Below are 24,926 nucleotides of genomic sequence, written 5' to 3'. Positions count from 1 at the left end.
TGTTTCGATCACGTCCAAAGTTGCTCGAATGTTCCTTGATAAGGAAATCACCCTGAGATATTACTAAACAATCAAAGGGTGAAATCTCTTCGCGATCGCGCTTTCAATATCAACGAGGGTAAATTTTTGATTTGAATGATAATAATATAGAGACGGAATATTTAACAATACCTTTATAGGGTATTTAAAGTATTCTTTTTTTACAGTGAATCAACTCAAACTTTAAATTTATTTGGAAATTTATTTCGCAACCTTTTGAACTATCGTTCCGACTAAACAAGCGTTATCAAAATTTGCGCCGCTTAGATTTGCGTCGTCTAATCCCGCACACAGTAAATTTGCGTTTGTAAAATTTGTTCCAGAAAGATTAGCCTTACGTAAATCGGCTTCTTCTAAGTTGGCTTCGTTCAATAACGCTCCCTGTAAATCTGCACGGCTTAAGTCTGCACCTTTAAGGTTAGCACCCGTAAGATTAGCACCGCGTAGATCGGCACCCCGTAAGTCAACACCTTGCAAGTTAACGTTAATCAAATTACTACCACTTAAAAAAGCACCAGCAAAAGAAACCTCACTAAGTCTAGCACCCATGAAATTAGCGCCGCGCAAATTGCTACCTCGTACATCAGCACCAGTCAAATCTGCTTGCATCAAATTAGCCCCCATCAGGTTTGCTCGCAAGTCAGCTTGTTGCAGGTTTGCACCCATTAAATTCGCTCCTTCCAGATGAGCTCCTTCAAGTTTGGAGTTAGCAAAATTTGTGCCAATTAGACAAGCACCAGCAAAATTTACTCTACTTAAATCACTTTGAGATAAATCTTCATCTTCTAGATTTACTCCGGCTAACTGCTTCAATTCACCTGACTTAATAGCTTCAATATTCATATATCTATTTTTTTAGTATCCACGATAATTAATATATTTGAATTAAAAACGACTAGACGCAAAGAGATATTAAAAAAAAGTTGCTCTTTGCGTCCATTAATGAAATTATGATCTATCAAAACTACCGTAAGTTTTTATTTCACTAAATTTGATCGTATCTTCTTGTTTATAATCGAGCAACCACATCCCAGCACTTAACTTTGGTGTAATTACGGGTAATTCCAGCCCTTGATGCAAACCCATAACTAACAAAGTTAAGGTTTCTACTAGTTTAGGGTCGAAATGACGCGATTGCTGTTGTCTACATTCTTCTAAAGCTTCAGAAAGTATTTCTTCCTTGGTTAATCCGGAAGAAGCTTTTTCATTGACTTTATGTTGAAATTCTGATACTAAACCTAAAATTCTCGACTCTAAAGGAATTTCGTCCCCTGCTAAGCCTGCTGGTTCTCCACTACCGTCCCACCACTCGGATTGATGGGTAATTATTTGTGCTACAGCCCGCAACTTGGGCATAGTACGCAAAGTTTGCGTCCCCGGTACCAAAGGACAACTTAAAGCGCAACTGGGTGCATCTTCTTGGTAGCGTGTGGATGTTCCGGGAGCCAAAACACTTTCGGCTGTTTGCAGAGGATGTATGCGATGTAAAAAGGCTGCGAGCCGCAATCTTTTCATCTGCCATGCTGGCAAATCTAAAAGCTGTCCTACAGTTTCTGATAAAGCGACAACTTCTGTAGCTGCCATTGGGTTAGCAATATCGGTAGCATCAAGAATTTGTGCCATCCGTAAAAATGCCTGAATTTCATTAGAAATTAAGTTTCTATCTAAAGTTTGATGCCGACTACCTACGGGAACGGAAATATTTATCTGCTCAGTCTGTAAATAATCTACTACCGTAGAAACTACGGTGGCTAAATCATCTGATGTGACAACTGCTGGCTTAATTTTCTGGTGATGTTGGCGCAGTTTTTCCGCTAGTTGGGGATTATAGCCTTGAATATGATTGATCGCGAGCATTGCAGTTTCCCGTACCAAGTCTGGCTCAAATGTCCACAAACCGTAAAACTTGCGCTCTAAATCGGATGCTGGCTGTCCTGATAAACCATAATCAGCTTCTGATAATTCTTGACAAATTACCATTGCCGTGTATTTAGGCGATAAAATAATTAAATGCCATTCTTCGCCAACCGGATCTTTTGGGTCTATAGCCACCAGGTCTACGTTGGGCAGGTTGTTGGTGGGATGTTCCAACCAGCCGCTATCGGTGGCCGCCATAATGGCAATTTGTTGCGAATATTTAGCAATATCTGCATACCGATTAGCTTCTTCTAAATACCATTTGCCTTGTTGAAAAGCTGTGATAACTAAAGGTTTACTATCATCATCTAATATATGGTCTTCTAAAGCATGACACAGAGCGACCAAAGTATTCTTATAGTAAACGCCGTATCCGATGGGTCTTTTGCTATCTTGGTGGGCTGATTGTAGCCTTTGGAGTATTGAGCCTTCTAACATTTGATTTTATTAAAATAATCGCCAATGGATTGCAAGATATTTTTATCCCCTACAGATGTAGAGTAGTTTGTCTAATATAGTAGGACGAACTGAAACGTCCTACTAGTCTTCTATGATACGCCCACTAATGGTTTTGGTTTTGTTTCAATTGGGGCGGAAAGTGCTTCTTCTAAGTCAGCACAGCCAAGTTTTGCTTCCAAAATTTTCATAACTTCACGTCCGAAGTCACCCGGATTTTGTCGTGTAGCCTGCAAACAGACTTCACCAAAAAATGAACCAAGGGGTTCCGGATTCCATAGTAGCTTTCTAGCATTCCACGGGGCTAGCAGCATTGGATTATAGCCTTTATTAAGGATACCTTCTTTAAAAGCGTATTCTTCTAAATGAGTATGTGGCTGCAATCCAATAAAGAAAATCGCCGGTTCAACTTTATCTACTCCGAAAATTCGTTCTAATTCGCGATGATAAGCAATAGTTTGACGGATAGTTTCGGGACGTTCGTCTATTACATTAAAAGAATAGTTAACGGAAACCAAATCGTTAAAACCGGCTGCTTTCAAATCGCGGCAGTTTTCCAAAACGGTTCGCAGATTATAACCCATCCGCATTTTTCGCACCAGTTCTTGAGAACCGCTGGTTATACCGATTTCAAAATAGTTCATGCCGGTTTTTACCATTAGGTCGCACAGCTTGGGAGTCAGGTTATCAGCACGGATATATGCTGCCCAATTAATGTCCTTCATTCCGGAATCAATGATTTTCTCCAACAGTTCCACAGCATCATCCATAAATTTTCGCGCTGGGATAAATTGAGCATCGGTAAACCAGAATTTACGAATTCCTCGGTCATAAAGCTGCTGCATTTCCGCAACGACTTCCGCAGCCGGATTTATTCGCACCTGTTTCCCTTCCACCACCGTATAAACGCAGTAGCAGCAATTGTGAGGACAACCGCGCTTAGTCTGTACACCGATATAAAAGTCTTCTTCTTGGAGATAATAGCTAAATTCCGACCAGATATTTTCAATATAGTCGTAATTACAGGCAGCTTTTTCAACTGGTGATGGCTGTTCATGAATCAAGCGCTGACGAGGTTTAGTTTCTCCTACCACATAACAACGTTCGTCCCGAAAATCTCTACCACTCAAAAGTTTTTCTAATAAAGTTTCCCCTTCACCGACGGAAACAATAGAACCTTTGGGTAAACTGCTGCTCAACTGTTCGTAATAAACGCTAACTGCACCACCACCGATGATGACGCGGACATCTTTGTTATATCTCAGAGCGCGTTTTAGCCCGCGTTTGATTAATGCCGAATTCCGCCAAAGTTCCGTATAAAAGCCTTTGAGCATTTGAACACCGCCCAAAGCACCATGCAACTTCACAAAGGGATTTTTGGCGTAGAAAATTTCAAAAGAATACTGTAAAGGATTGCCACCTCTTCCACCGACTGGAGCAAAAATGTGAATATCTCGCCAAGAATAAATTAATAGCGTTGGTTTAAATTCATCAATACAGGTATCCAGAGCAGATTTATAGTCTAAAGGTGGTACCGTTCCCAAATCAAGAATCCGCTGTTCGACATTCGGAAACAGCTTATGGACATGATCTGCAAGGTAAACTACCCCAATAGGAAAAATGGGATTACAAGGAAGGCGAACGTAGAGAACTTTATTTTCCATATTTAATGTTTCAACTTCCATCTTGCTGTTTTCAAATAAAAAATCGAGCGATTATATCCGCTTTAAAGCTACGTATTTAAATAAATTTTCGCTTTTTCTTGCCGTCGAAAGGCGCAAAGCCCCTTTAATTCTATATACTATTATGAAAATTCACTTCATATAGCTTTACGATAACATCCACTTCGTTTCTCAGACCCATTTGCTCCATACAACGTTGAACTTGATCTGGGGGTCTATTGCCATAGAATTCCTTAAACCTATACAGGTAGAGGAAAGCGCTTACAACGTGACAAAGAAAAAAAATATTCTCTCAACTTATAACTAGCTTCCTTGCTCCTAATTACTTGTGCAAATAACAATTGCTACTTTTTCTTTTGATATTCACGATAATTAGTTGCTTATAGAAGGCTCGATATATCAATACTCCAAAGTTTGTCAAACTGGGTTAAATAATTGGATAAATTTCATCAAAATATTTTTACGATTATCTATTAATGTATAATTGCAAAAAAGGCATAAAATTTTACAAAAGTTTCATATTTGGAATATATCTTAAGGTAGAAATAGCATACAAATAGCCAGTTGGTATTCAAGGTTACAGTAGGCGGGGATCGTCCGTGCTAATTTTGCTAATGTAAGATAGAATTGTGGCGACAAGCTCCCCAGCAGTTATGGCTCAAATATTAGATCCTTTACCTCCCGATCCAAAGGGAAAATTTCTCTGCTGCTACGTTAATGCCACAAGTAAAATACAGGTGGCTCGCATCTCCAACATTTCTAACTGGTATTTTGAACGGGTTGTTTTTCCCGGACAAAGATTAGTTTTTGAAGCACCCGAATCAGCTCAATTAGAAATTCATACGGGGATGATGGCAAGTGCAATTTTATCGGATACTATTCCGTGCGATCGCCTTGCATTTGACGAAGCAAATAGTTCTGATTTGCAAGTAAATTTAGATAATCCCAATAGTGATTCCATCGATAAAAATTCCTTTGTGTCCTCAATCAGTTCAAAAATCGGAGATACAACAAAACCATTAACAATCGTTGGCTTTACATCTATATAATCAAAATAACCAAAATTTTTTTTTCTCTATTTTTGGGTCGCTCAATCAGTGACCCGTTTTTATTTGTTAAGAATTGTATAATTTTAGATTTTAGATTAATCTACGGGAAGACGCTTGTGCGTCAATAGATTTTAGATCGCGAGATAGGAGTTAGGAGTTATATTTCCCCTTGTCCCCTTGTCTCCCCATCCCCCCATCCCCCCATCTCCCCATCCCCCCATCTCCCCATATGTCCCAAAGCAATCTACAATCCTAAATATGGATCTACCTTCATTTATTTGGTTGTGGAAAATCGCGGCGTGGTCGATGGGTTTGTCGTTACTGGCTTATTTACTATTAGCGGTGACGGGTATTTGGATGTTTCGTACTAGAACATCCGAAAATCCCCGCTTTATCTCGCTGCTTCCAGGGGGTTATGGCGGACTACGCATACTCCACTATGTAATGGGTATCACTATGGTTTCTTTGGTGATACTGCTTCTCGGTATTGGTATTGTCGGTACTTTAGGTGAATATGGTTCTTTAGGACATTCGCAACACTTAGGTGCTGGTCTAATTACGGTGTTATTAGTTTTAGTATCTGCTGGAAGTGCGAATCTGATTCGTACTGGTTGGGTTTGGGCTAGACGCATTCACGTTAGTACCAATATCGTTCTATTTCTTGTATTTGTGTGGGTTTCTCTAAGTGGTTGGACTGTAGTGCAAAAGTATTTACCTTAATTAGGTTAAAGGTCAAAGGTCAAAGGTTAAAGGTCAAAGGTCAAAAATATTTAATTAATCGCTACTATGTAATTGAAAAATGATTGACGATTTTAGTTAATCTTGCCATTTCAATTCACAATTTCCAATGGAAACTTCTTCTGTTTTTCGGCTATCTCCTTTAATTAGGATTACGCTTTTGAGTTTGTATGTAGCACTAACGTTACCGTTACCTTTCTTGGCTGATTTTACAAATGCTCCTGTACCACCTGGATTACTTTGGGTTGGTATTAGCTGTGGATTTGTAATTCTATACGCGGTTTTGACCGAACGGGTGATTTTAAATGAAGAAGGAATTCAGGTTGCTTATGCTGCTTGGGTACCAAAGTTTTTTCGTAAAGGCTGGTGTTTACCTTGGTCGGAAGTACAACAGTTAAAGCCACGTACTACGGGGCAAGGTGGTATAGTTTATTATTTTGTGAGTCAAGACCAAAAAGCTTATTTACTACCGATGCGTATAGCAGGATTTGCTCGTTTTGTAAGAACTGTACAAGAAAAAACGGGCATTGATACCACGGATGTTTACCCTTTATCGCAACCGTGGATGTACTTAATTTTATTATTATTTACGTTACTAATGTTTTTGGTTGATGGTTGGACAATTTTAACTGCTATGACAGTTAGTTAGGAGTGAGGAGTTAGGAGTTATGAATTATTTCTCCTTGTCTCCTTGTCTCCCCATCTCCCCATCTTATTTATTATCCGAGAAATTCTATAAACTGCTCTGGAACTAGACGAACTTTGCCGGATTTTAAGGTTTCAGTATCCATCCAAATTGCTGTTTTTTGTCGTTCTCCTTCGTTGAATGCGATTTGTTGCTGTTGGTAAAATTTGGGGTGTACGAAGTCGCATTCGTAAAGTTGAATGATTTCGTGACCTGGCTTTCCTTGGAAGGTAAATATGTTTTCTAAACAGGCTAGATAGCGAATGTTGGTTATTTCGGCTTGAATTTCTTCTTGAAATTCGCGCTGGAGGGCTTGTTTACTAGTTTCGCCAAATTCAACACCGCCACCCATTGCGCGGTAGAATTTGTCTTTCTTGACTGGATCGTAGCCTTCGGAAAGAAAAGTGCGGTTATTGTTATCTCGGATTATTCCTAGAGCAAGAACGCGGATTTTACCTTCTTTATACATTTATTTTTCCTAATTATCGTAAATAAACGAAGGACGACTTTCACTATCTTCAATTGACCAATCTGTATTTTCGCCGCCAATGTAGACTTCATCAATGGTGACGTATTCTTGACCAAGCTGAGTGAGAGCATTGAGAAGAATATCAATGGCGATCGCATCGGAAGTTCCTAAATCAAGCCAACACCGCGCCCAATCACCGTTGTATTCAAATTCGCCCATATTGTGCATCAACGATAACAAGCTATTTTGATAACCATCTTGGTCATAATTTAAATAGCTAATATCAAGTCCAGTGTCCTGCACTTGGAGATTTTCAGCATTGAAAGCACCTAATTTACCCAAGTAAAACCAGGAATTAAAAAGTTCTTCTACAAACTGCTTTTCACGCTCGGAAGGAACCGTGCTAAACCTCAGCCAAATCCAAACATCAAAAGGATTAATCTCACGGAATTCTATCTTCATTCGATTTTAATATCCAGGTTACTTCTACACAAAGTAATTTTAGAAGAACTAATGGGTAATGGGTAATGGGTAATGGGTAATGGGTACGAATAACCACGAACGATAAATTTATAAATCCTTACTTATCACCAACTTTTTCCCAATTACCAATGCCCAATTCTCAATTACCAATTACCAATGCCCAATTTCCTATTTAAGACTTTGTGTTGTTCTTTGCTGTTCGCTTTCGATTTGTTTTACTACACTTGCGGGTAGTTGGGATTTTTTTGCTAATGCTTGGTTAAAAAGAGCAAGTGCTTGTTGCATCATTTGCGGGTCTTGCTGTTTTTTGGCTTGTTCGCGGAGGATTTGGGCTTTGAGATAATATAGTTCTGGATTCTCGGATGCTACTTTTAAAGCGCGGTCTACGTATGCTAGGGCTTGGGGATAATTTTTTAAGTCGCGGTAGGCGATCGCGATACCTCTATTTACTAAATATTCGGGACCTGCGTTTTGCTCTAATCTGTCAATTGCTTGTTGGGGATTGGTAAAAGGTAGATTCACCGCCAGCATTAAATCCATATAACCCTTGATTAAGTTAAGTTCTGGGTCTTTGGGAGAAATGGCTTCGGCTTTGTCTAAATACTTATAAACTTCTCCTAAGCGGCTTAGTGCTTTCGGCACACCACTAACCTTACCTTCGCGAGTCAGGATTGCTGCTCCTTCTAGAAAATGACCTACTGCTGCGTATAAATTGCCACGCAATGGGTCTGAGGAAATTAATTTTTCTGCTGTATCTAAAGTCTTTGTACTGTAAGCTTCTAATGTTTTATTATCTTGCTTGAGATAAGCTAAAGATGCCTGCATGGCATAAGCTAGAGGTTCGTTTGGCTCGTTTGAGATTGCCTGTTGGAGGTACTTTTGTCCTGTTTGATAGTTACCTCGCTCGAAGATTGCTTTAAATGCAGCTTCGGTGTTGTCGCCAATATTGCGCGGTTGAGTGCGAGGAAATGGGTCTGCGGCTATAGTTGGATTTATAAATACATTTAATGCTATTACAGTTGTAAAAGCAGTTTTAACAAAATCTGCAAATTTTTTAGAGGTAGTTGCTCTTGAAGAAAATTTTTTAGTCATCTTAAACCTAAGAATTATTACTGTTGAATGGGTTTTATATCTTACTTATAATTACTTAAACTGTTTACCCATATCCTGTGTAGATTCACATCCAGTATTGATAAATAATTTGACTGAGCAAATTTGCAGCGGTTCCCAGGCTTTATTGTGACTAATATTAGCAAACTTGTCTGCCACAATAAATTAAGAGGCTTATTGAATGGTATATCGGTAAATGTAGCAAAGCTTATAGTTAATTAATAAATGGCTGATTTTCAGTAATCTTAACCAATGCTTCATCTTAGAAATTTAATTTATCATCCAACAGCTAGTCATGATTCAATTCTCAAATCAATTAATTTAGATTTAGCACCCCAACAGCTAGGTTTAATTATCGGACCGAGTGGTTCTGGAAAAAGTACGTTGCTGGAAATTTTATCTGGATTAGCGGAACCGACATCGGGTTCGCTGTTTTGGCGAGAACGGGAACTTTTAGCCGAGGACATACAGCAGTTAGCCGGTTTAGTATTTCAATTTCCGGAGCGTCATTTTTGCGGGGGTACGATTTTAGAAGAGTTACGTTTAGGACATCCGGAATTAGGGGTAGAGCGAGTTAGAACCGCATTAAGCGAAGTCGGATTAGAACATTTATCTTTTTCAACCCCACCCTACGCTTTAAGTGGTGGACAGCAAAGACGTTTAGCTTTAGCAGTACAGTTAATTCGTCAGCCAAATTTATTATTATTAGATGAACCTACAGCCGGTTTAGACTGGTCGATGCGTCGTCAACTGGTAAATTTATTAGCAAAATTAAAAGAACATTGGACTTTGTTGGTAGTTACTCATGATGCAGGAGATTTATTAGCGATCGCCGACAGTTGCTGGACTCTCAATCGTGGAGAATTGGAATCAATTGATCCAGAAAAGTTGAAGGCTAAAGTCAAGGAGTCGGAAGCAACGGTTTGATGGAATAGGGAGATGAGGGACAAAATATCATTTTACAGTTAACATTTCACTGAAGAATTTTCCTCATTTCTTTTTTTCAAAAGCATAAAATTAACAAAAATATATTATACAGAGTAGCGCTTTGCATCCTATTTTGGTAATGGTGGATTTAGCTCATAGATTTTGAGTGGAACCGGAAAAAACTAAAAGCTCTCTCACTTAAAATTAATAGAGAATTAATCCCCACCTAAAAGCTATAATTTGATTGAATTTAAAGAATTGTGAACCGATATGTCAACTCTTAAGCAAATTGAAGCAGTTATTCTTACACTTTCATCAGATGAGTTTCACCAACTTAAGCAATGGTTCTTTGATGTTGATTATCAGCGATGGGATGAGCAGTTAGAGCAGGACATTGCAGACGGTAAGCTGGAGGCTTTAGCTGAGGAAGCAATCTCTGAGTTCAAAGCAGGTCATTGCCGAGAAATTTGATGCATTATACGACGCGAAGATTTTGGAAATGTTATGATGATTTGCCCGCAAACACTCAGGAAACAGCAGACGAGTGTTATGAACTTCTCAAAAGCGATCCGTCTCATCCATCACTACAATTGATAACTAATAACTCATAGCGGTAGACTGACTATTAAATAGAATTTGTTGGTTTAAATATGTCGTCTGCAACCAAATCTTCGCTCCGCGAGCAACAACATCCCCTCATACGTCGGTTAGCTGATAGCATCGAAAAAGTTTGGCATCAACATTTGGATTTATCTCCTTATCATTTACCTGCGGAGTTGGGTTATGTGGAAGGTAAGTTAGAAGGTGAAAAACTTACTATTGAAAATCGCTGTTACCAAACTCCTCAGTTCCGCAAGCTACACATGGAATTGGCAAAGGTTGGTTCAATGCTGGATATTTTGCATTGCGTGATGTTTCCTTATCCGGAATACGATCTACCGATGTTTGGTTGCGATTTGGTCGGAGGTAGGGGTCAAATTAGTGCTGCGATCGCCGATTTGTCTCCGCTGAATATGAACCGTACTTTACCATCTAGTTACAATACCCAACTTGGTGCGCTACCTACGCTCAATTTCTCCCAACCTCGCGAATTACCTGAATGGGGAGAGATTTTTTCTGAGTTTTGCATTTTTATACGTCCTGGTTCTCCTGAAGAAGAACAGATGTTTCTCTCGCGGGTTGAAAGTTTTTTAGAAATTCATTGTCAAAATGCTATTGCTGCAAAAACCGTTTCATCTGAAACAGCAAGTAAGCTGCTGGAAGGACAATTAAATTACTGTACTAAACAACAGCAAAACGATAAAACTCGCCGCGTGTTAGAAAAGGCTTTTGGTTCGGAATGGGCTGAAAATTATATGACAACTGTTTTATTTGATATGCCTTCTTAAATAATTTATGATAATTTCACCAACCCGGTTTTTTGATAAAGCCGGGTTTTTTCGTACCAATTTTCTGTTGATTCCAATTCAAAAGCTCAGCTTGTAAACTATATTTTGAAGGCTCTCCTCCAATATTTACAACTAATAGAATATGTAATTTGTACTGAGATTAAAATAGTTATCTAAGGATGTAGATGATTCATTTACAATCAAGTTATTTAACCATCTTTATCGTATTAGTCATCTGTAGATTCTGTTACGTTTTAATATGGACTGTGAATGTAGAATTTATTTAGCTTAAGTAAAATATAGTTATAGAAAACTAATAAATTTGCTATACGAAGTATTAGGAAGTTAATATCCAGCAGTACTTCTTTATTTTATTTGCAATTATTATTCTTTAGGCAAATATAACTATTGATATGAATAAGTTATAAATTTAGTTCAAGCTTAGTTTTGCTGCTTTACTTTTACTCAAATAGACAATAATACGGAGTTTAAATACTTGAATATTTCATCAAAAACTGTCATTTAAAACAAAAGTTGAGAAAAACATCAATATCATCTGGCTAGGACAATTTAATCATCATGCAACTTACCCACTATGACAATTCCTGATTGAATAAACAGCAATTATACAGCAGATGTAATTTTTTATTTTTTTACTTCATCTAGCTTCTTTAAACTTATTTTTCGAGAATAATTGATGATTTTTAGCAACTTTAATGCTGGAGGTGGAATTATTTATTACGATTATTTCCGCTCTGCAAAATTAAAAGTATGGAGCAACATACCATGTCAAGGGTGAGTGAGAAACCAGTCCCAAGGGAGAAACCACCTGGTAAATCGATACTTTGGTGGGGTATTGCAGCAGCAGTACCGTTAGCAATTACTGCTGGAGTACTAACTAAAGCGAGAATAGAGCAAGGGGCTAATACACAGGTACCAGTCGCACCTGTAGTAAGTAGCGTGAATGCAATTGGACGTTTGCAACCTCAAGGAGAAGTAATTAAACTTTCTGCACCAACGGGGATACAAGGTACATCGAGGGTAGATCAACTGTTGGTGAAAGAAGGACAAAAGGTAAGAAAAGGTCAAGTTATTGCCGTTTTAGATAGTTTTGCGGGTAGTCAAGCTAACTTAGAACAAGCAAAAGCCAAAATTCAAGAAAGCCGTGCAAATCTAGCTATTGTCAGAGTCGGTTCACCGCGAGAAATTCAGGCTCAACAAGCAGTGATTGCTCGCATAAATGCACAGTTAGATGGTGAACAAAAAGCTAACGATGCAACAATCGCTCGTTTGCAAGCACAGTTACAGGGAGAAACTATTTCTCAACAAGCAACGGTAAATCGTTTATCTGTGGAACTAGAAGGACAACAAGATTCTCTCAGAGCAACAGTAGCGAGAGTCCAAGCAGAAGCTAAAAATGCTCAAGTCGATGCTCAACGTTACGAACAACTATATAGACAAGGTGCGATTTCTCAACAAGAACGCGATCGCAGACAGCTGACTGCACAAACTGCAACTCAGCAATTAATCGAAAGTCAAGCTAGTCGTAGACAAGTAATAGCCAGCTTGCGAGAACAACTTGCTCAAGCGACAGCAGATAGAGGAAAAACCATCGCAATTCTACGACAACAGCTTATAGAAGCAAGAGCAAATCAAAATAAAACCCTGATAACTTTACAAAAACAAATAGAAGAAGAGAAAGCAAATTTAGAGAGACTTCAAGAAATTCGTCCTAGTAACGCTCAAATGGCACAAGCTCAAGTTGGTAGTGCGATCGCGCAAATGAGAAAAGCCGAAGCGGATATGAAGTTGAGTTATGTAATCGCACCAATTACCGGAGAAATTTTAGAAATACATACCAAAGCAGGAGAAACGATGAGTGCTGAGGGTATTGCTGAAATTGGACGTACTGACGAAATGATTGTTGTAGCTGAAGTTCCCGAATCGGGTATTGGTCGAGTACGTCTGGGACAGTTAGCTTCCATAGTTAGTGATAATGGAGCATTCAGCGGCAATCTACAGGGGACTGTATCTGAAATTGGTAGAAAAATAGGTAAGAAAGATGTACTAAATAATGACCCTGCGGCAGATGTAGATGCCAGAGTTGTAGAAGTCAAGATTTCTCTATCCGAACAAGATGCACAGAGAGTAGCAGGTTTAACCAACGCTAAAGTGATTGCTACGATTCAAATTTAAAAGGTTAAAGGAGAAAGGTCAAAGATTAAAGATTAAGACCCAATTCCTTACTTCTAATCCAAAATTTAAAATCTAAAATCCAAAATTTTATATGGCAAAACTACCTTTAGCGTGGTTACAACTTAAGCGTGAAGCGGCTCGTTTAGCAGTAGCATTAGCAGGAATTGCTTTTGCGGATGTTTTAATGTTTATGCAGCTTGGTTTCCGCGATTCTTTGTATTACAGTAACGTTCGTTTACACAATAGTTTAGAAGGAGATATTGTTTTAATTAATCGTCAGTCGAGTGCTTTACTGTCGATGAAAACTTTTTCTCAAAATAGACTTTACCAAGCTCTAGATTTACAGCCGGTAGAGTCGGTTTACCCAATATATATAGACTATACAAGTTGGAAAAATCCCCAAACTGGTATTCCTAGAAATCTTTTGGTTATAGGAATGAATCCCCAACATAATGTATTTAATCTTCCCGGTGTTCAAGAAAATTTAGACAAAATTCAATTACCAAATGTCGTTTTATATGACCGTTCTTCTCGACAGGAATATGGAACAATCACGGCTCAGTTTGAACAAGGGAAAAATGTTACGGCAGAGGTTAGAAGAAAGTTAGTCAAAGTTGGAGGATTATTTACTCTTGGTGCTTCATTTGGAGCAGACGGAAATTTAATTACCAGCGATGTTAATTTTCTGAGAATTTTTGTCAATCGTCAGCCCGGATTAATTGATATTGGTTTAATTAAATTAAAGCCTGGTGCAGATGCAAAAATTGTTGCTCAACAGTTGAAAAGCTATTTAAATACAGATGTTAGCGTTTTAACAAAAGAAGAATTTGTTGATTTTGAAAGAAGCTTTTGGGCAAGCAGTACGGCAATTGGTTTTATTTTCACTTTGGGAACAATCATGGGTTTTATTGTCGGAACTGTGATTGTTTATCAAATACTTTATACCGAAGTTTCAGATCATTTAGTTGAATATGCCACTCTCAAAGCAATTGGATATCCGCACAATTACTTTTTAGTTGTAATTCTTCAAGAAGCCCTGATTTTGGCTGTTTTGGGATATTTACCAGGATTTGCTGTTGCTTTATTTTTATACCAACAGGCAAGAGCGGCTACTCTTTTACCAGTTTTCATGAGTAGCAGTAGAGCAATTACGGTACTAATTTTAACTATTCTGATGTGTTTTACTTCCGGTACAATTGCCGTTAAAAAGTTGAAATCAGCCGACCCAGCGGACATTTTTTAATCAATGATCAATTATCTATAAGAAAATTACTCCGAACACGGATTAAGTGGATGACACTGATGACACTGATTAATAACTCTGGTGGTATTAGCTCGTCACTTCTCACTTCAATCCAAAATCTAAAATCTAAAATCCAAAATCCAAAATCCTATAACTAATACATTTATGATGAGTAAAGAACCTGTTATTTCCATTCAATATCTTAATCACTATTACGGAAAAGGTGAGCTAAAAAAACAAATTTTGTATAATATTAATCTGGATATTTATCCGGGTGAAATTGTTCTAATGACTGGTCCTTCTGGTTCGGGTAAGACTACTTTACTTAGCTTAATTGGTGGCTTACGTTCGGTACAAGAAGGAAGTTTGAAATTCTTGGGGGAAGAACTTTATCGAGCTAGTCCAAAAAAATTAGTTAGCACCCGACGTAATATTGGCTATATTTTTCAAGCACATAATTTACTAGATTTTTTAACAGCTAGACAAAACGTGCAAATAGCAGCGGAATTAAATCAATCTATTTCTCAAAAAGAAGCGATCACTCAATCCGAAGATATTTTAAAATCAGTGGGTTTAGCAAATCGAGTTGATTATTTTCCTGACAATCTTTCTGGTGGTCAAAAACAAAGAGTAGCTATTGCTCGTGCTTTGGTAAATAATCCCCCATTAGTACTCGCTGATGAACCGACAGCAGCTTTAGATAAACAGTCTGGAAGAGATGTTGTTGAAATAATGCAGCATCTTGCTAAAGTACAAGGAACTTCTATTTTATTAGTAACTCATGATAGTCGTATTTTAGATATTGCTGACCGAATTATAAATATGGAAGATGGTGTTTTAACTAGTGAACGGTTAACAGTGAGCAGTTAAGTGTTAATATCCGAAATAATTTTGGATTAAATCAGTCAAATTTTATGCATCTAAAATCAGTTGTAGATGAGTAAAGATATTTTTTGGATATCAAATCATGTATTATTCCTAACAGCTTTAGATTACCAATGTAATCTTTTCCTACTCCCTATTCATTAAAAATATAGTTACAGTATCTAATGTGGTAGATGAAAAAGATAACTGTTTGTCGCTAATTCTCTCCAACTAATTTTGTTATTTATTAGAATGATTGACGATGCCGCTATTACCAGGACGACTAGTACGAAAAGTTACATTCACACCTTCGTTTGATTGTTCTAATACTAGTAAAGGTGTTGGTTTGGCTTTTTGATCCCAATGCATAAAAGCAATTCTACCTTGGATTGTGGGCTGCCAGGTATCATGGTCTTCTGCGGGACTTAGGTAAGTTTCAACGCAGTCAATCAATTGACTAATGGTGACTGAAGTTGCTTGTGTAGGCAATTTCATCAACCGAATTTGAATGCGAAATAGTACTCGCTTACCATTATTTGTCGCAGCACCAGTTTCATACTCGACATCAAAGGTTTCATCTACCTGTCTTCCACTGCTATTAGCAATTCCTACAGTTCCTTTTTGGTCGTGGTTGGGACGTAGTGCTTGAGAAATTTTTTCTTTAATTTTGATTTTTATCTGGTTAACGATCGCAAAGTGAAAAACTTCTTCTTCCATTCGCATTCGCAAATAATCGAGGTTGAATTCTCGCGAGTTAATTAAATCGGGGTTTGTTTCCATTTTTCGCATGGTTTGGAGTGATAGCTTTAGTTTTTTCTCTAACTCTCGTGTGCGAAATTTTTCAAATTTAAGTTTTTTCTCTAGCTGACGGATTTGGATTTTGCCATAAATGATCAACGCAATCACCATCAAAGTAAGTCCTCCAGATATCATTATTGGTAATGGAAGTGATTGAGCATCTGGAGTATTCGTAGCTGGAGCTACCTCTTGAGATGTCTTTGTTTTCGCTGTGTTCGCTGGCTTAGATTGAGCAAGAAGGATTAAAGTTGGCATAATAAGCACAATCAAAATTGGACTCCTGATTGTTAGGATGCCCAAATTCGCGGCTTCATTTTGCGATATGATTATATTTTCTTGGAAAAATTTATAAATTGACTAGAAATCAACTAGAAAGTAACTTTTAATTCTGTCTTTTTTCCTCCAAATTCCCCAATCTAAATGTCCTTATCACTTCCTCAGCCTCCTTACAGCAACTGCTTGACCAAAATCCGTCTTGTGGCTACAGATATGGATGGGACTTTAACTACAAAGGGTAAATTTACTCCCGCATTGCTGCAAGCTTTACAAAATTTAGCAGCAGCTAAGATCAAAGTGATAATTGTTACCGGGCGCTCCGCTGGTTGGGTTAGCGGTTTAGCGTATTATTTACCAGTGATAGGGGCGATCGCCGAAAATGGCGGTTTGTTTTATCCTTTTCAAAGCGATCGAGCGGTTGCGATTACGTCGATACAAGATTTAGATAAGTATAGAAGAGATTTGGCGGCTGTTTTTCAGCAATTACAGCTTGATTTTCCGCAAATTCAAGAATCTTCCGACAATCGTTTTCGCATCACCGATTGGACTTTTGATGTTGCGGGTTTAGATAGCGCTGCATTAAAAACACTTTCACACCAATGTGAGGAATTAGACTGGGGATTTACTTACAGCAACGTTCAATGTCATATCAAACCTTTGAAGCAGGATAAAGCTGTTGGTTTATCGCAAGTGCTGCGAGAATATTTTCCCGAATATAGCTTAGATGAAGTTGTAACTGTCGGTGATAGTCCCAATGATGAAAGTTTGTTTGACAAGAATTATTTTGGTGTATCCGTGGGTGTTGCGAATGTACGGGAATATATTGATAAGTTAGAACATAAACCCGTTTATATTACCGAGAATTCAGAAGGTGAAGGTTTTTGCGAGTTAGCTAATTATTTGTTGCAGGCTAAGAGCGGGGAATTGCATTCCTTAGCAGACTGATAAAAAATCTTAGTTTGCGATCGCCTTCATATTCCGCAATATCTTCTGAGCGTAGTCGAAAATCTTTGAACTAGTTATCAACGAACAGGGAATAGTTAATGGTTCGACAAGCTCACCAACCAGTGAGGAGTTAAGAATTAACAGTTTAATTATCCCCTTTTCTCTCCCCATCCCCCTATCCCCCTATCTCCCCATCTCCCCATCCCCCTATCCCCCTATCTCCCCATCTCCCCATTCCCAATCAATAATTGACAGCATCAATCTTAGGAGTATAGCGCCACAATTGATACAGGCGAGTTGCGGGCATTGTTAAATACAGCATATCCCCACCGCTTAAACAGGTTTCGAGTAATTCCCAACCGTGGATGGTTTGGGAGTTGGTTTCTACATATAAAGGTACAAAATCTGCGGACATGGCTGCTTCTTTGACTTTCTGACCGCAAAATGGGTGTGAAGGTGTAATTATTGTCGCAAAGGCTACCCATAAGCTATCGGCGGTGATGCCGTTGCCGAGAATTCTGCCGCCCAAGGCAGCAGCGGCAAATGCTGGAGCAGCAAGCTCTGCGGGACTTAAGACTGCCTCGAAGTCAAATACTTCCTGTGCCATGCGGGCAAAGTCAGGCTCTGCATAATTTACTACCACGGTAATTTTCGATGATAATCCCTTGGCTTTGAGAGCAATTTCGATATTGGTTGCATCGTTGCCAGTAACGGCAATCAAAGCGGCTGCGGTGGCAACATTACAAGACTTAAGAGTTTCTGGAAAACTAGCATCACCATGAATTGTGGGAATACCCAAACTGCGAGCGGTATTTACAAATTTACCGTTGCTGTTGGGTTCAATGACTACAACCTCCTGTCCGCTGTCATGGAGTTGCTGAACAATTTTGATCCCAATACCACCCAAGCCGCAGACAATATAGTGATTGCGTCGGGGTACTCGTGCTACATCCCAAAACTGTTTAAAACGGGTTCCCAGTACAAAATCGTTGAGCAAAGCATACCAAATACCAAATATCGCTGCACCAACCAGCATCATGACGACGGTAAATAGCTTGATACTTGTAGGAGCTTGTTCGACTACTTTTTCGTTACCACCTGCCCCAGTAATCATACCTACAGAAAAATACAGGGCATCAATTACAGACATATTCAAGTCGGTAGAGACATAAGTAAGAGTTGCGATTGAAATAATTATCATTAGCAACATTGCTCCTACCAACACCGACTGAGCGTGATGTCTAAATTGCCGTAAATTCGTGATGACTTTGAGTAATTTTGTAATCAGTGACTTGCGAGTAGTACGGACTTGGGGTTGAGTACCGACAATGAGGCGATCGCCCTTTTGCAGTTCTTGTCCAGACATGACTGCTGATACTAGATCTAAATCACCCTCCACGGGTAAATAATAAATCAGCATTCGCGATCGGTCTTCCCATAATTCATCGAGTTTGCGACCGTTCCACGGGTGGAAGGAATGAATATACTCTTCGTGTATGGGCCAAGTTTGTTTAAATAATTTTATTTGTCCGATCGCTTTATTCCCTAATGCTGCAAAACTAAATACGGGTGCAGCCAAACCCGCAACACTCATACTTAAATGGTCGGGTAAAGTATAATCTAAACGTTCGCCCAAACTAGTATTAAAAAAGCGGTTGATTATCCGAATCCGGGGATTTAATACTCGCGCTTGCATTACAATCCATAAATTTAATGCATCATCACCTCCAGCAATGACTAAAGTGTTCGCTTGTTGAACTCCTGCGGCTTTCAGAGTACTAGCTGCGTGTAAATCACCAACAATTACATCTCCCGCTCTTTCACCAGAAATAGCTTGATGATGGATACCGACAACTAAGGCTCCCTGCTGTCTGAGCAAACGAAAGATTTTATATCCAGTGCGTCCTAAACTACAAACAATAATTCGGGGTTTCATATAAAAGCAGCATAATTGGTACGGAAAGCTGCATTAGAAAAGCGTTTATTCACATTTTGGCTCACCTACACCCACAAGAACTGTAGCTGAACTAACGATATTAAAAAGTAATCAGAAGTTAGACAAAATTAATTGGGTGTAACTGTTTTGGAAAGACGAAACAACGATGGCATTAACACCTATAACCTTTTATAAATCTAAACTTACTTTTTAACGGATATTGATCTTTTTAAGCAAACGCTAAAAAACAAAAGTAAAAATCCTGTTTTTACCTAATCACACACTATTCAAAAAATATATAAATAAAATAAAGTCATTTGATGTCATTTTGAAATCTGAGATTAAAAGCGTCATAATTGTTACAATTAATCTTCGTTAAAGAAATAGTATTCAAATTGCTTGATTTTCAATGTGATATAAACACCAAAATACTGTGATTTAAATCACAACCTTGCTTTTTTGATCTCCTTTTGTTGCTAAAAATAAATCATATATAGAGCAGATTAGCAAGCCTAAAATCTAATAAATTAGCGCCTATATAGCCTGTTAGACATGGATTACAGCTTTATTGTATAAGGCATACTGTTATTCTAATTCGGCCGTTTTGTTAATAGCAAATGGCTGATATTTATTTTTATTAGTTGCGTCTTTACACGTATTTTAAACTCAATTTATTATGCAATTTCCGTGTAATTAACGTGTCATAAACATGAAACCAAAGATATAACTTACAGCAAGGGGTAAGGCTATAAAAATTATTATGAAGTGTTATACGCAGATGTGAAGTTCTAACTCTACTTTTGAACTTGCCATTTCTGTGTTTATTAGTATTGTAAATACTAAATACACGTAACTATCTATCCACAACCTAAAAGTATTTCTGCACTTTTGATAATAGGAGCCGTGTTAATTCTGAATACGGCTTGAGATTAAAAGAGCTATTCTTAGAGGGAATTTTTGGGATAGATCAGCACTTTATGAGGATTTTTAAAGCATTACTTATATAAAACAAACATTAGTAAATTAACAACAAATCCATGCTTAATCGCAAATTAATCATTTCCGCCATCATGTTTAGTGGTACTTTTTTTGGAGTATCTTTTTCAGCCCAAGCTGTTCCAGCAAACCAGGATGTTTTCTTTAATGGTACTTATGCCTCTGGGTGTCAATTTAATAGCAAAACAGATGGTACTGTCACTCCTAATGCATTATTCAGTGCTACTTCTTTAGGTTCTACTGCAACTTATAATGGCGCGACTTCTGGAGAGGTTAAAGTTATTTGTAGCAGTCTATTAGGCGCTGTAGTAACAGCCTCTGAACCCGAAGCTGTTACCGCACCAACAGGGGCTACATTTTCTGTAAAGGCTTCATTATTAGACGGTCTTCCCGGTACCACTGGCAAGGTAATTACTGGTAATGCTGAAAGTACAATTAAGGTAGATATGACTGCAACTAGTGCTTCGCCAATTCCCACGGGAGATTATAGATTTAAAGTAATTGTCACTGCAACTCCTAATTAATTTGTAAGCTTGAGAATTGTCGGCTTGACTAAGTTGAAAGACGTTGCGTAATTATCATTTAATCAGGGTGTATTTACCGTCATTATTGAGCAGTAATTGAATATCTCTTCATTATTTAATTAAAGCTCTAATCTTTATTATAAATTAACAAAATCACCCTGTATATGTTAAATATTCTGCGTAATCTATTTCCATACTTTTGTTTTGGAAGCATCACTTTATCAAGCGTTCTATTAACCCATAACAGTGTTAATGCTCAAGTTGGAGCCTCACCTATAGTTATTGAAGCGCAAGCAGTGCGCGGTCGTTCGGAATCAATAATTAATATTAGTAATTCTAGCGATGAACCAATTAGAGTAAGTATTTTTGCAGCACCTTTTACTTATAATCAAGAAGGGAAATTTCAAATATTATCTTCTAGCGATTGGGACTTGAGTTCGTATTTGCAATTTTCACCCAGAGAACTAACTATTTCACCCAAAAGTTCGCGTAAAATTCGTCTACTAACTCTGTTAGATCCAAATTTACCTGATGGCGAATATCGTGCTGTTGTTTTTGCTGAAAGTCTTGTCAAAAATAATAGTACAAACGCAAAAAATGTCGGAATGATTACTAGAGTAGGAACGACAGTATATATTCAAAAAGGTAATCAAACACCATTATTAGCAGTTAGCAATAGCAGCTTTGACGAACAACAAAACCAGTTACGCTTACTCGTGCAAAACCAAGGTTCTGCTTCTGTACGTACTGCTGTATCTTGGGAATTGAAACAGAATGGAAAAGTTATTCGTAAAGGTAATACTCAACCAGCAACTATAATTTCATTTAGTAAAAGAAATCTTCTGATTGAATCTTTATCCGAAAAATCTTCACTTTTACCTCCAGGACAGTACGAACTTAGTGGCAAACTAATTTGGAAGCAGAATGAAAAATCTCAAAGTTTATCGTTTCAAGTTCCAGTAAATATTGGTCGGTACGTCGGGGAAGCAAAATGACAGATGTCGCGACACCAGCCTTAGATTATCTTCCACAGTCGCAGCAGTTTCTATCATCTAAAACATCTGTTTCTACCCAGAAACCAAACAGAAATGATGGTATTGATAGTTTTGATAACAGCACTGCTGCACCTCCAGAGTTCATGCAAATGGAATTAAGTTCAAGTATCAAAGAGGAAAACTTTAGTACAAAAGAAGTTAAACACAAAATTAAAAAGAATCAAAGCACTAGAGCTAACTTAATAACTCAACTCAAAAACTCCAAAAAATTAGAGTCTCCAGTCTCTACAAACTTTGAGACTTACAATCAAACACCAACTCCAGCAAAAGCTTTACCTGTTTTTAATAACTCAAAAATACAGCCATCTCCAGCCTCTACAGAAATTAATATTTCTCAAACTCCAATCCCTACAAGTTCTGAACTCAAGGGTGAAAATTCCCTTGCGACTCCCTCTAATAAATCGAAAATACAACCGTCTGCAACACCAAATACGAATAGTATTGATACCAGTCCAACAGCACTTTCCTCATCGTCCCAATTTATAACTTTTCCTGTGGGAGTTTTAAATGGGACACGGAATCTGAGAAAAAGTATGTTAGTACGCGGTAGAGAAGATGGTTCTCAGGTCATAGAATTTGAAAACTGGCTGCTGCCATACAATGAAGTTCTCAACATCCTGGGCTTTAATGCTCAAAACTTACCAGATGGACGAGTAGAATTGCGATCGCCTACTGTTACTACTCGAATAAATCTAGACGAGCTAACCTCCGATCCTAAATTAGGACTAGTATTTTCTATTCAAGACTTAAAAAAATACTTTGGAGTTGGTGCTGAGTTTGATATGAGAGAGTATGCTATCCGTCTCGATATTCCACAGTTAAACCGCCGTTTTTTTGACAAAATTGATGAGACACCTGTAAATTTAGAAGGTTTACCAAGGTTAGAAGCGCCCAAATTTTCTTTATCTTCTGTGTCTCAACGGTTAACAGTTCAAGGTGGTGAAAATCAATCGACAAACTGGCAAGGTGATGTTAGTGCTATTGGAACAGCTTTCGGTGGTAGCTGGTTTTTACGAACCGAACGATTACAATTCCAAGATCAGCAAAGATGGAATTTAGCCGAAGCTCAATTTTTACGACAAACAGAAACTGCGGATTACATTGTGGGTTCTCAGAGTCCCTTTTGGTCGAATATGGGAAATAGTGGTAGTTATTGGGGTTTTACTACCATTCAACGTCAAGGCTTTGCACCATCAGAATCTGCATTCAACACGTTACCAGAGCAGCGTCTGCAAGCAACTCAACTAGGAAGAACTGTGACAGGACAGGCTGAACCGGGAACCTTGGTGCAGTTAGTAGAAAGTTTTACTAATCGCTTAGTTGGTGAAGTCTTAGTAGATAGTAATGGTACTTACGAATTTGATAATGTTGCTGTTAAAGGTGAAATTCCCTTTACCCAATATCAAGTTTATCTTTACCCTCAAGGTAGACTTACTGCTCAACCGCAAATTCGAGAAGTTACTTTGAACAGTGTTCCCGGACAATTACCCAAAGGTGCATCAGCTTTAGTGATTTCAGTTGGAGCAGAACGTCAATTTACTGACAGCTTACTCGGTAAATTTACAGATTTTCGCGGTGGAGTTACACAACGTTGGGGAGTATCAGAAGATTTAACATTGGGGTTGGGTGCCGTTCAGAATGGTTCAGTACGGGGGTTAACAGAAATTTATTGGCAGCCACGTAAATTTCCTTTATCAGTGGCACTTTCGAGCTTGACACCGGGAATTACAGGCGAAAAAAATCGTGATTGGCGTTTTAATAGCGATATAACTTTTATACCTTCTACAAATTTCCGGGCGAACTTTAGCAGTAACTTTCTTGGCAGTCGTTTCTATGCTAATTGGCAGTTAAAACCGGATCTATCTGTATTTAGTGTCCTCGACAGTCAACAACCTGCAAAAGTTGGGGCGCGATTTATTCGCAGTCGTGGCAATGCTTTCACCTTTGCGAATCTAAGTGTAAATACAGAAAATCAATGGCAATGGAATTTACTACAAAGATTAGGACAAATAGAACTCTTCTCCGATGGAAGCGAAACTGGAACTAACTCTGAATTAGCTTATTATTTCAGTAACAACAGATATACAAACCAAGGACATGCTTTGGTTTTAGGTTATGAGACAAACTTGAACTCGGGTGATGATAATGATTTATTGAGTTTAAATTGGCGATATCGCTCAAAAAAAGAAATTTACAATGGTAGTCCTGTTTGGGAAACTGAATTAGGTTATGGAATTGGTTCTCAAGGCTCTGGTTTACTTGCCTCTGTTAGCACTTCTATTTTTCCAGGAGTGAAATTGCGAGGAAGATATCAAGGTGCTTCTTTAACATCGGATAGGTCTGCATTTCGCTTAGAATTTTTACCTAGTCTTAACTTGCAAGGTGGATTAAGAGGTAATAACAGACGCGATCGCAGTTTGCGGACTGAAGGTGGTATCTTGCTTCAAGCTTTTTTCGATCAAAATGCTAATGGTAAGCGCGACTCAGGTGAAAAACTATATCGAGATAACTTAAACTTGCTGATTTCGCTTAACAACCAAGCTTTAAGTTCAACTAAGCTAGAAAAAACAGGTAATTGGACTTCGCTTAATTTATCTCCGAACAAATACCGTCTCGATTTAGATCCCGCAGGTTTCCCCTTTGATTGGCAAGCTTCAATACCAGCTTATGCTGTAGAAGTTGTCGCTGGTAGTTACACCCCAGTTTCAATTCCCTTAGTTCCGGCTTACACTGTTTCAGGAGTAGTAAAGGACAAACAAGGAAATGCATTAGCTGGTGCAACAGTCGAAGCAATATCTCAAACTGGAAAGAAATATTTTTCAATTACCAATAGTGCTGGCGTTTACTATCTAGAAAACTTAATGCAAGGTGATTACAATTTACAAATTAACGGTCAAACATTATCCCAAAATATAATTAAACTTAATTCTACTTCTCAATCTTGGAAAAAACTGAACATTAATCTAGAACAAAGTGTTTCCTCAAACAAAAATACAGAAGAATTATAAAGTGCCGGCTGTTTATAAATAGTTAAGCGTGCATTGTCTATATATTTACCGTTAAGTTTAGTTAGATCATTTTTAAGTATTTCGTGTTTCCAATATAAACCAAATATTAAATTGAGTTTGTACAGCTACTCAATGACTTAAA

General features: G+C 38.1%; 22 protein-coding genes. 13 read left to right on the top strand and 9 right to left on the bottom strand.

Annotated features, from left to right (window positions below):
- Window positions 1-240: 240 nt before the first annotated feature.
- The 3 genes from VB797_RS06065 to VB797_RS06055 all read right to left on the bottom strand — a co-directional run bounded on the left by VB797_RS06065 (window position 241) and on the right by VB797_RS06055 (window position 4,097).
- Complete coding sequence (locus tag VB797_RS06065) at window positions 241-882, bottom strand: pentapeptide repeat-containing protein (RefSeq protein ID WP_323236760.1); 642 nt, start codon at window positions 880-882, stop codon at window positions 241-243.
- Between the two features lie 105 nt (window positions 883-987).
- Window positions 988-2,394 carry a DICT sensory domain-containing protein gene (locus tag VB797_RS06060; RefSeq protein WP_323236759.1) on the bottom strand — a complete coding sequence of 469 codons (1,407 nt, stop codon included), beginning with the start codon at window positions 2,392-2,394 and terminating at the stop codon, window positions 988-990.
- 110 nt (window positions 2,395-2,504) lie between these two features.
- Window positions 2,505-4,097: a photosystem II high light acclimation radical SAM protein gene (locus tag VB797_RS06055; protein WP_323236758.1), complete on the bottom strand. Its 1,593-nt coding sequence runs from the start codon at window positions 4,095-4,097 to the stop codon at window positions 2,505-2,507.
- Window positions 4,098-4,747: 650 nt separating this feature from the next.
- Here VB797_RS06055 and VB797_RS06050 point away from each other — a divergent pair.
- The 3 genes from VB797_RS06050 to VB797_RS06040 all read left to right on the top strand — a co-directional run bounded on the left by VB797_RS06050 (window position 4,748) and on the right by VB797_RS06040 (window position 6,530).
- On the top strand, window positions 4,748-5,143 hold the full coding sequence (locus tag VB797_RS06050) for a DUF1830 domain-containing protein (RefSeq protein WP_323236858.1): 396 nt from the start codon (window positions 4,748-4,750) through the stop codon (window positions 5,141-5,143).
- Between the two features lie 258 nt (window positions 5,144-5,401).
- Entirely contained in the window at window positions 5,402-5,863 is a 462-nt protein-coding gene (locus VB797_RS06045) for a DUF4079 domain-containing protein (protein ID WP_323236757.1), read from the top strand.
- Between the two features lie 127 nt (window positions 5,864-5,990).
- Entirely contained in the window at window positions 5,991-6,530 is a 540-nt protein-coding gene (locus VB797_RS06040) for a hypothetical protein (protein WP_323236756.1), read from the top strand.
- A 70-nt stretch (window positions 6,531-6,600) separates the two neighbouring features.
- On the opposite strand, the gene VB797_RS06035 is transcribed toward VB797_RS06040, so the two are convergent.
- From VB797_RS06035 to VB797_RS06025, 3 genes are all read right to left on the bottom strand, one after another.
- Window positions 6,601-7,035 carry an NUDIX hydrolase gene (locus tag VB797_RS06035; RefSeq protein ID WP_323236755.1) on the bottom strand — a complete coding sequence of 145 codons (435 nt, stop codon included), beginning with the start codon at window positions 7,033-7,035 and terminating at the stop codon, window positions 6,601-6,603.
- 9 nt (window positions 7,036-7,044) lie between these two features.
- On the bottom strand, window positions 7,045-7,497 hold the full coding sequence (locus VB797_RS06030) for a DUF3531 family protein (RefSeq protein WP_323236754.1): 453 nt from the start codon (window positions 7,495-7,497) through the stop codon (window positions 7,045-7,047).
- 189 nt (window positions 7,498-7,686) lie between these two features.
- Window positions 7,687-8,610 (bottom strand): Sll0314/Alr1548 family TPR repeat-containing protein, encoded by a 924-nt coding sequence (locus VB797_RS06025; RefSeq protein ID WP_323236753.1) that lies wholly within the window; start codon window positions 8,608-8,610, stop codon window positions 7,687-7,689.
- 270 nt (window positions 8,611-8,880) lie between these two features.
- Between VB797_RS06025 and VB797_RS06020 the strand changes: the two genes are divergently transcribed.
- From VB797_RS06020 to VB797_RS05995, 6 genes are all read left to right on the top strand, one after another.
- Window positions 8,881-9,555 carry an energy-coupling factor ABC transporter ATP-binding protein gene (locus tag VB797_RS06020; RefSeq protein WP_323236752.1) on the top strand — a complete coding sequence of 225 codons (675 nt, stop codon included), beginning with the start codon at window positions 8,881-8,883 and terminating at the stop codon, window positions 9,553-9,555.
- A gap of 270 nt (window positions 9,556-9,825) precedes the next feature.
- Window positions 9,826-10,026: a hypothetical protein gene (locus VB797_RS06015; protein ID WP_323236751.1), complete on the top strand. Its 201-nt coding sequence runs from the start codon at window positions 9,826-9,828 to the stop codon at window positions 10,024-10,026.
- Window positions 10,027-10,205: 179 nt separating this feature from the next.
- Window positions 10,206-10,943, top strand: a complete 738-nt coding sequence (locus VB797_RS06010) for a phycocyanobilin:ferredoxin oxidoreductase (protein ID WP_323236750.1) — start codon at window positions 10,206-10,208, stop codon at window positions 10,941-10,943.
- Window positions 10,944-11,729: 786 nt separating this feature from the next.
- Complete coding sequence (locus VB797_RS06005) at window positions 11,730-13,139, top strand: HlyD family efflux transporter periplasmic adaptor subunit (RefSeq protein WP_323236857.1); 1,410 nt, start codon at window positions 11,730-11,732, stop codon at window positions 13,137-13,139.
- 91 nt (window positions 13,140-13,230) lie between these two features.
- Window positions 13,231-14,382 (top strand): ABC transporter permease DevC, encoded by a 1,152-nt coding sequence (gene devC / locus VB797_RS06000; protein ID WP_323236749.1) that lies wholly within the window; start codon window positions 13,231-13,233, stop codon window positions 14,380-14,382.
- 168 nt (window positions 14,383-14,550) lie between these two features.
- Complete coding sequence (locus tag VB797_RS05995; protein WP_323236856.1) at window positions 14,551-15,252, top strand: DevA family ABC transporter ATP-binding protein; 702 nt, start codon at window positions 14,551-14,553, stop codon at window positions 15,250-15,252.
- A gap of 234 nt (window positions 15,253-15,486) precedes the next feature.
- Here VB797_RS05995 and VB797_RS05990 read toward each other — a convergent pair whose 3' ends face one another.
- On the bottom strand, window positions 15,487-16,299 hold the full coding sequence (locus VB797_RS05990) for a hypothetical protein (protein ID WP_323236748.1): 813 nt from the start codon (window positions 16,297-16,299) through the stop codon (window positions 15,487-15,489).
- A gap of 165 nt (window positions 16,300-16,464) precedes the next feature.
- On the opposite strand from VB797_RS05990, the gene VB797_RS05985 reads away from it, so the two are divergent.
- Window positions 16,465-17,265, top strand: a complete 801-nt coding sequence (locus VB797_RS05985; protein WP_323236747.1) for an HAD family hydrolase — start codon at window positions 16,465-16,467, stop codon at window positions 17,263-17,265.
- 9 nt (window positions 17,266-17,274) lie between these two features.
- Here the strand turns inward: VB797_RS05985 and VB797_RS05980 are convergent, their stop codons facing one another.
- Both VB797_RS05980 and VB797_RS05975 read right to left on the bottom strand, forming a co-directional pair.
- Window positions 17,275-17,436: a hypothetical protein gene (locus VB797_RS05980; RefSeq protein ID WP_323236746.1), complete on the bottom strand. Its 162-nt coding sequence runs from the start codon at window positions 17,434-17,436 to the stop codon at window positions 17,275-17,277.
- 70 nt (window positions 17,437-17,506) lie between these two features.
- Entirely contained in the window at window positions 17,507-19,201 is a 1,695-nt protein-coding gene (locus VB797_RS05975) for an NAD-binding protein (RefSeq protein ID WP_323236745.1), read from the bottom strand.
- Between the two features lie 1,037 nt (window positions 19,202-20,238).
- On the opposite strand from VB797_RS05975, the gene VB797_RS05970 reads away from it, so the two are divergent.
- From VB797_RS05970 to VB797_RS05960, 3 genes are all read left to right on the top strand, one after another.
- Complete coding sequence (locus tag VB797_RS05970; protein ID WP_323236744.1) at window positions 20,239-20,721, top strand: hypothetical protein; 483 nt, start codon at window positions 20,239-20,241, stop codon at window positions 20,719-20,721.
- Between the two features lie 164 nt (window positions 20,722-20,885).
- Window positions 20,886-21,716 carry a P pilus assembly protein, chaperone PapD gene (locus VB797_RS05965; RefSeq protein ID WP_323236743.1) on the top strand — a complete coding sequence of 277 codons (831 nt, stop codon included), beginning with the start codon at window positions 20,886-20,888 and terminating at the stop codon, window positions 21,714-21,716.
- Entirely contained in the window at window positions 21,713-24,784 is a 3,072-nt protein-coding gene (locus VB797_RS05960) for a carboxypeptidase-like regulatory domain-containing protein (RefSeq protein ID WP_323236742.1), read from the top strand. The genes VB797_RS05965 and VB797_RS05960 overlap by 4 nt, the downstream gene beginning before the upstream one ends.
- Window positions 24,785-24,926: the final 142 nt, after the last annotated feature.

The sequence above is a fragment of the Rivularia sp. UHCC 0363 genome (assembly GCF_034931125.1).
Taxonomy (GTDB): domain Bacteria; phylum Cyanobacteriota; class Cyanobacteriia; order Cyanobacteriales; family Nostocaceae; genus Rivularia.
Note: the sequence above shows the minus strand (reverse complement) of the source record. Positions and strands in the feature narration are given on the sequence as shown.

What these genes read in the sequence shown, in the direction of transcription:
- VB797_RS06065 (WP_323236760.1), bottom strand. Translation starts at nt 882, where the DNA reads ATGAATATTGAAGCTATTAAGTCAGGTGAATTGAAGCAGTTAGCCGGA.
- VB797_RS06060 (WP_323236759.1), bottom strand. Translation starts at nt 2,394, where the DNA reads ATGTTAGAAGGCTCAATACTCCAAAGGCTACAATCAGCCCACCAAGAT.
- VB797_RS06055 (WP_323236758.1), bottom strand. Translation starts at nt 4,097, where the DNA reads ATGGAAGTTGAAACATTAAATATGGAAAATAAAGTTCTCTACGTTCGC.
- VB797_RS06050 (WP_323236858.1), top strand. Translation starts at nt 4,748, where the DNA reads ATGGCTCAAATATTAGATCCTTTACCTCCCGATCCAAAGGGAAAATTT.
- VB797_RS06045 (WP_323236757.1), top strand. Translation starts at nt 5,402, where the DNA reads ATGGATCTACCTTCATTTATTTGGTTGTGGAAAATCGCGGCGTGGTCG.
- VB797_RS06040 (WP_323236756.1), top strand. Translation starts at nt 5,991, where the DNA reads ATGGAAACTTCTTCTGTTTTTCGGCTATCTCCTTTAATTAGGATTACG.
- VB797_RS06035 (WP_323236755.1), bottom strand. Translation starts at nt 7,035, where the DNA reads ATGTATAAAGAAGGTAAAATCCGCGTTCTTGCTCTAGGAATAATCCGA.
- VB797_RS06030 (WP_323236754.1), bottom strand. Translation starts at nt 7,497, where the DNA reads ATGAAGATAGAATTCCGTGAGATTAATCCTTTTGATGTTTGGATTTGG.
- VB797_RS06025 (WP_323236753.1), bottom strand. Translation starts at nt 8,610, where the DNA reads ATGACTAAAAAATTTTCTTCAAGAGCAACTACCTCTAAAAAATTTGCA.
- VB797_RS06020 (WP_323236752.1), top strand. Translation starts at nt 8,881, where the DNA reads ATGCTTCATCTTAGAAATTTAATTTATCATCCAACAGCTAGTCATGAT.
- VB797_RS06015 (WP_323236751.1), top strand. Translation starts at nt 9,826, where the DNA reads ATGTCAACTCTTAAGCAAATTGAAGCAGTTATTCTTACACTTTCATCA.
- VB797_RS06010 (WP_323236750.1), top strand. Translation starts at nt 10,206, where the DNA reads ATGTCGTCTGCAACCAAATCTTCGCTCCGCGAGCAACAACATCCCCTC.
- VB797_RS06005 (WP_323236857.1), top strand. Translation starts at nt 11,730, where the DNA reads ATGTCAAGGGTGAGTGAGAAACCAGTCCCAAGGGAGAAACCACCTGGT.
- devC (WP_323236749.1), top strand. Translation starts at nt 13,231, where the DNA reads ATGGCAAAACTACCTTTAGCGTGGTTACAACTTAAGCGTGAAGCGGCT.
- VB797_RS05995 (WP_323236856.1), top strand. Translation starts at nt 14,551, where the DNA reads ATGAGTAAAGAACCTGTTATTTCCATTCAATATCTTAATCACTATTAC.
- VB797_RS05990 (WP_323236748.1), bottom strand. Translation starts at nt 16,299, where the DNA reads ATGCCAACTTTAATCCTTCTTGCTCAATCTAAGCCAGCGAACACAGCG.
- VB797_RS05985 (WP_323236747.1), top strand. Translation starts at nt 16,465, where the DNA reads ATGTCCTTATCACTTCCTCAGCCTCCTTACAGCAACTGCTTGACCAAA.
- VB797_RS05980 (WP_323236746.1), bottom strand. Translation starts at nt 17,436, where the DNA reads ATGGGGAGAGAAAAGGGGATAATTAAACTGTTAATTCTTAACTCCTCA.
- VB797_RS05975 (WP_323236745.1), bottom strand. Translation starts at nt 19,201, where the DNA reads ATGAAACCCCGAATTATTGTTTGTAGTTTAGGACGCACTGGATATAAA.
- VB797_RS05970 (WP_323236744.1), top strand. Translation starts at nt 20,239, where the DNA reads ATGCTTAATCGCAAATTAATCATTTCCGCCATCATGTTTAGTGGTACT.
- VB797_RS05965 (WP_323236743.1), top strand. Translation starts at nt 20,886, where the DNA reads ATGTTAAATATTCTGCGTAATCTATTTCCATACTTTTGTTTTGGAAGC.
- VB797_RS05960 (WP_323236742.1), top strand. Translation starts at nt 21,713, where the DNA reads ATGACAGATGTCGCGACACCAGCCTTAGATTATCTTCCACAGTCGCAG.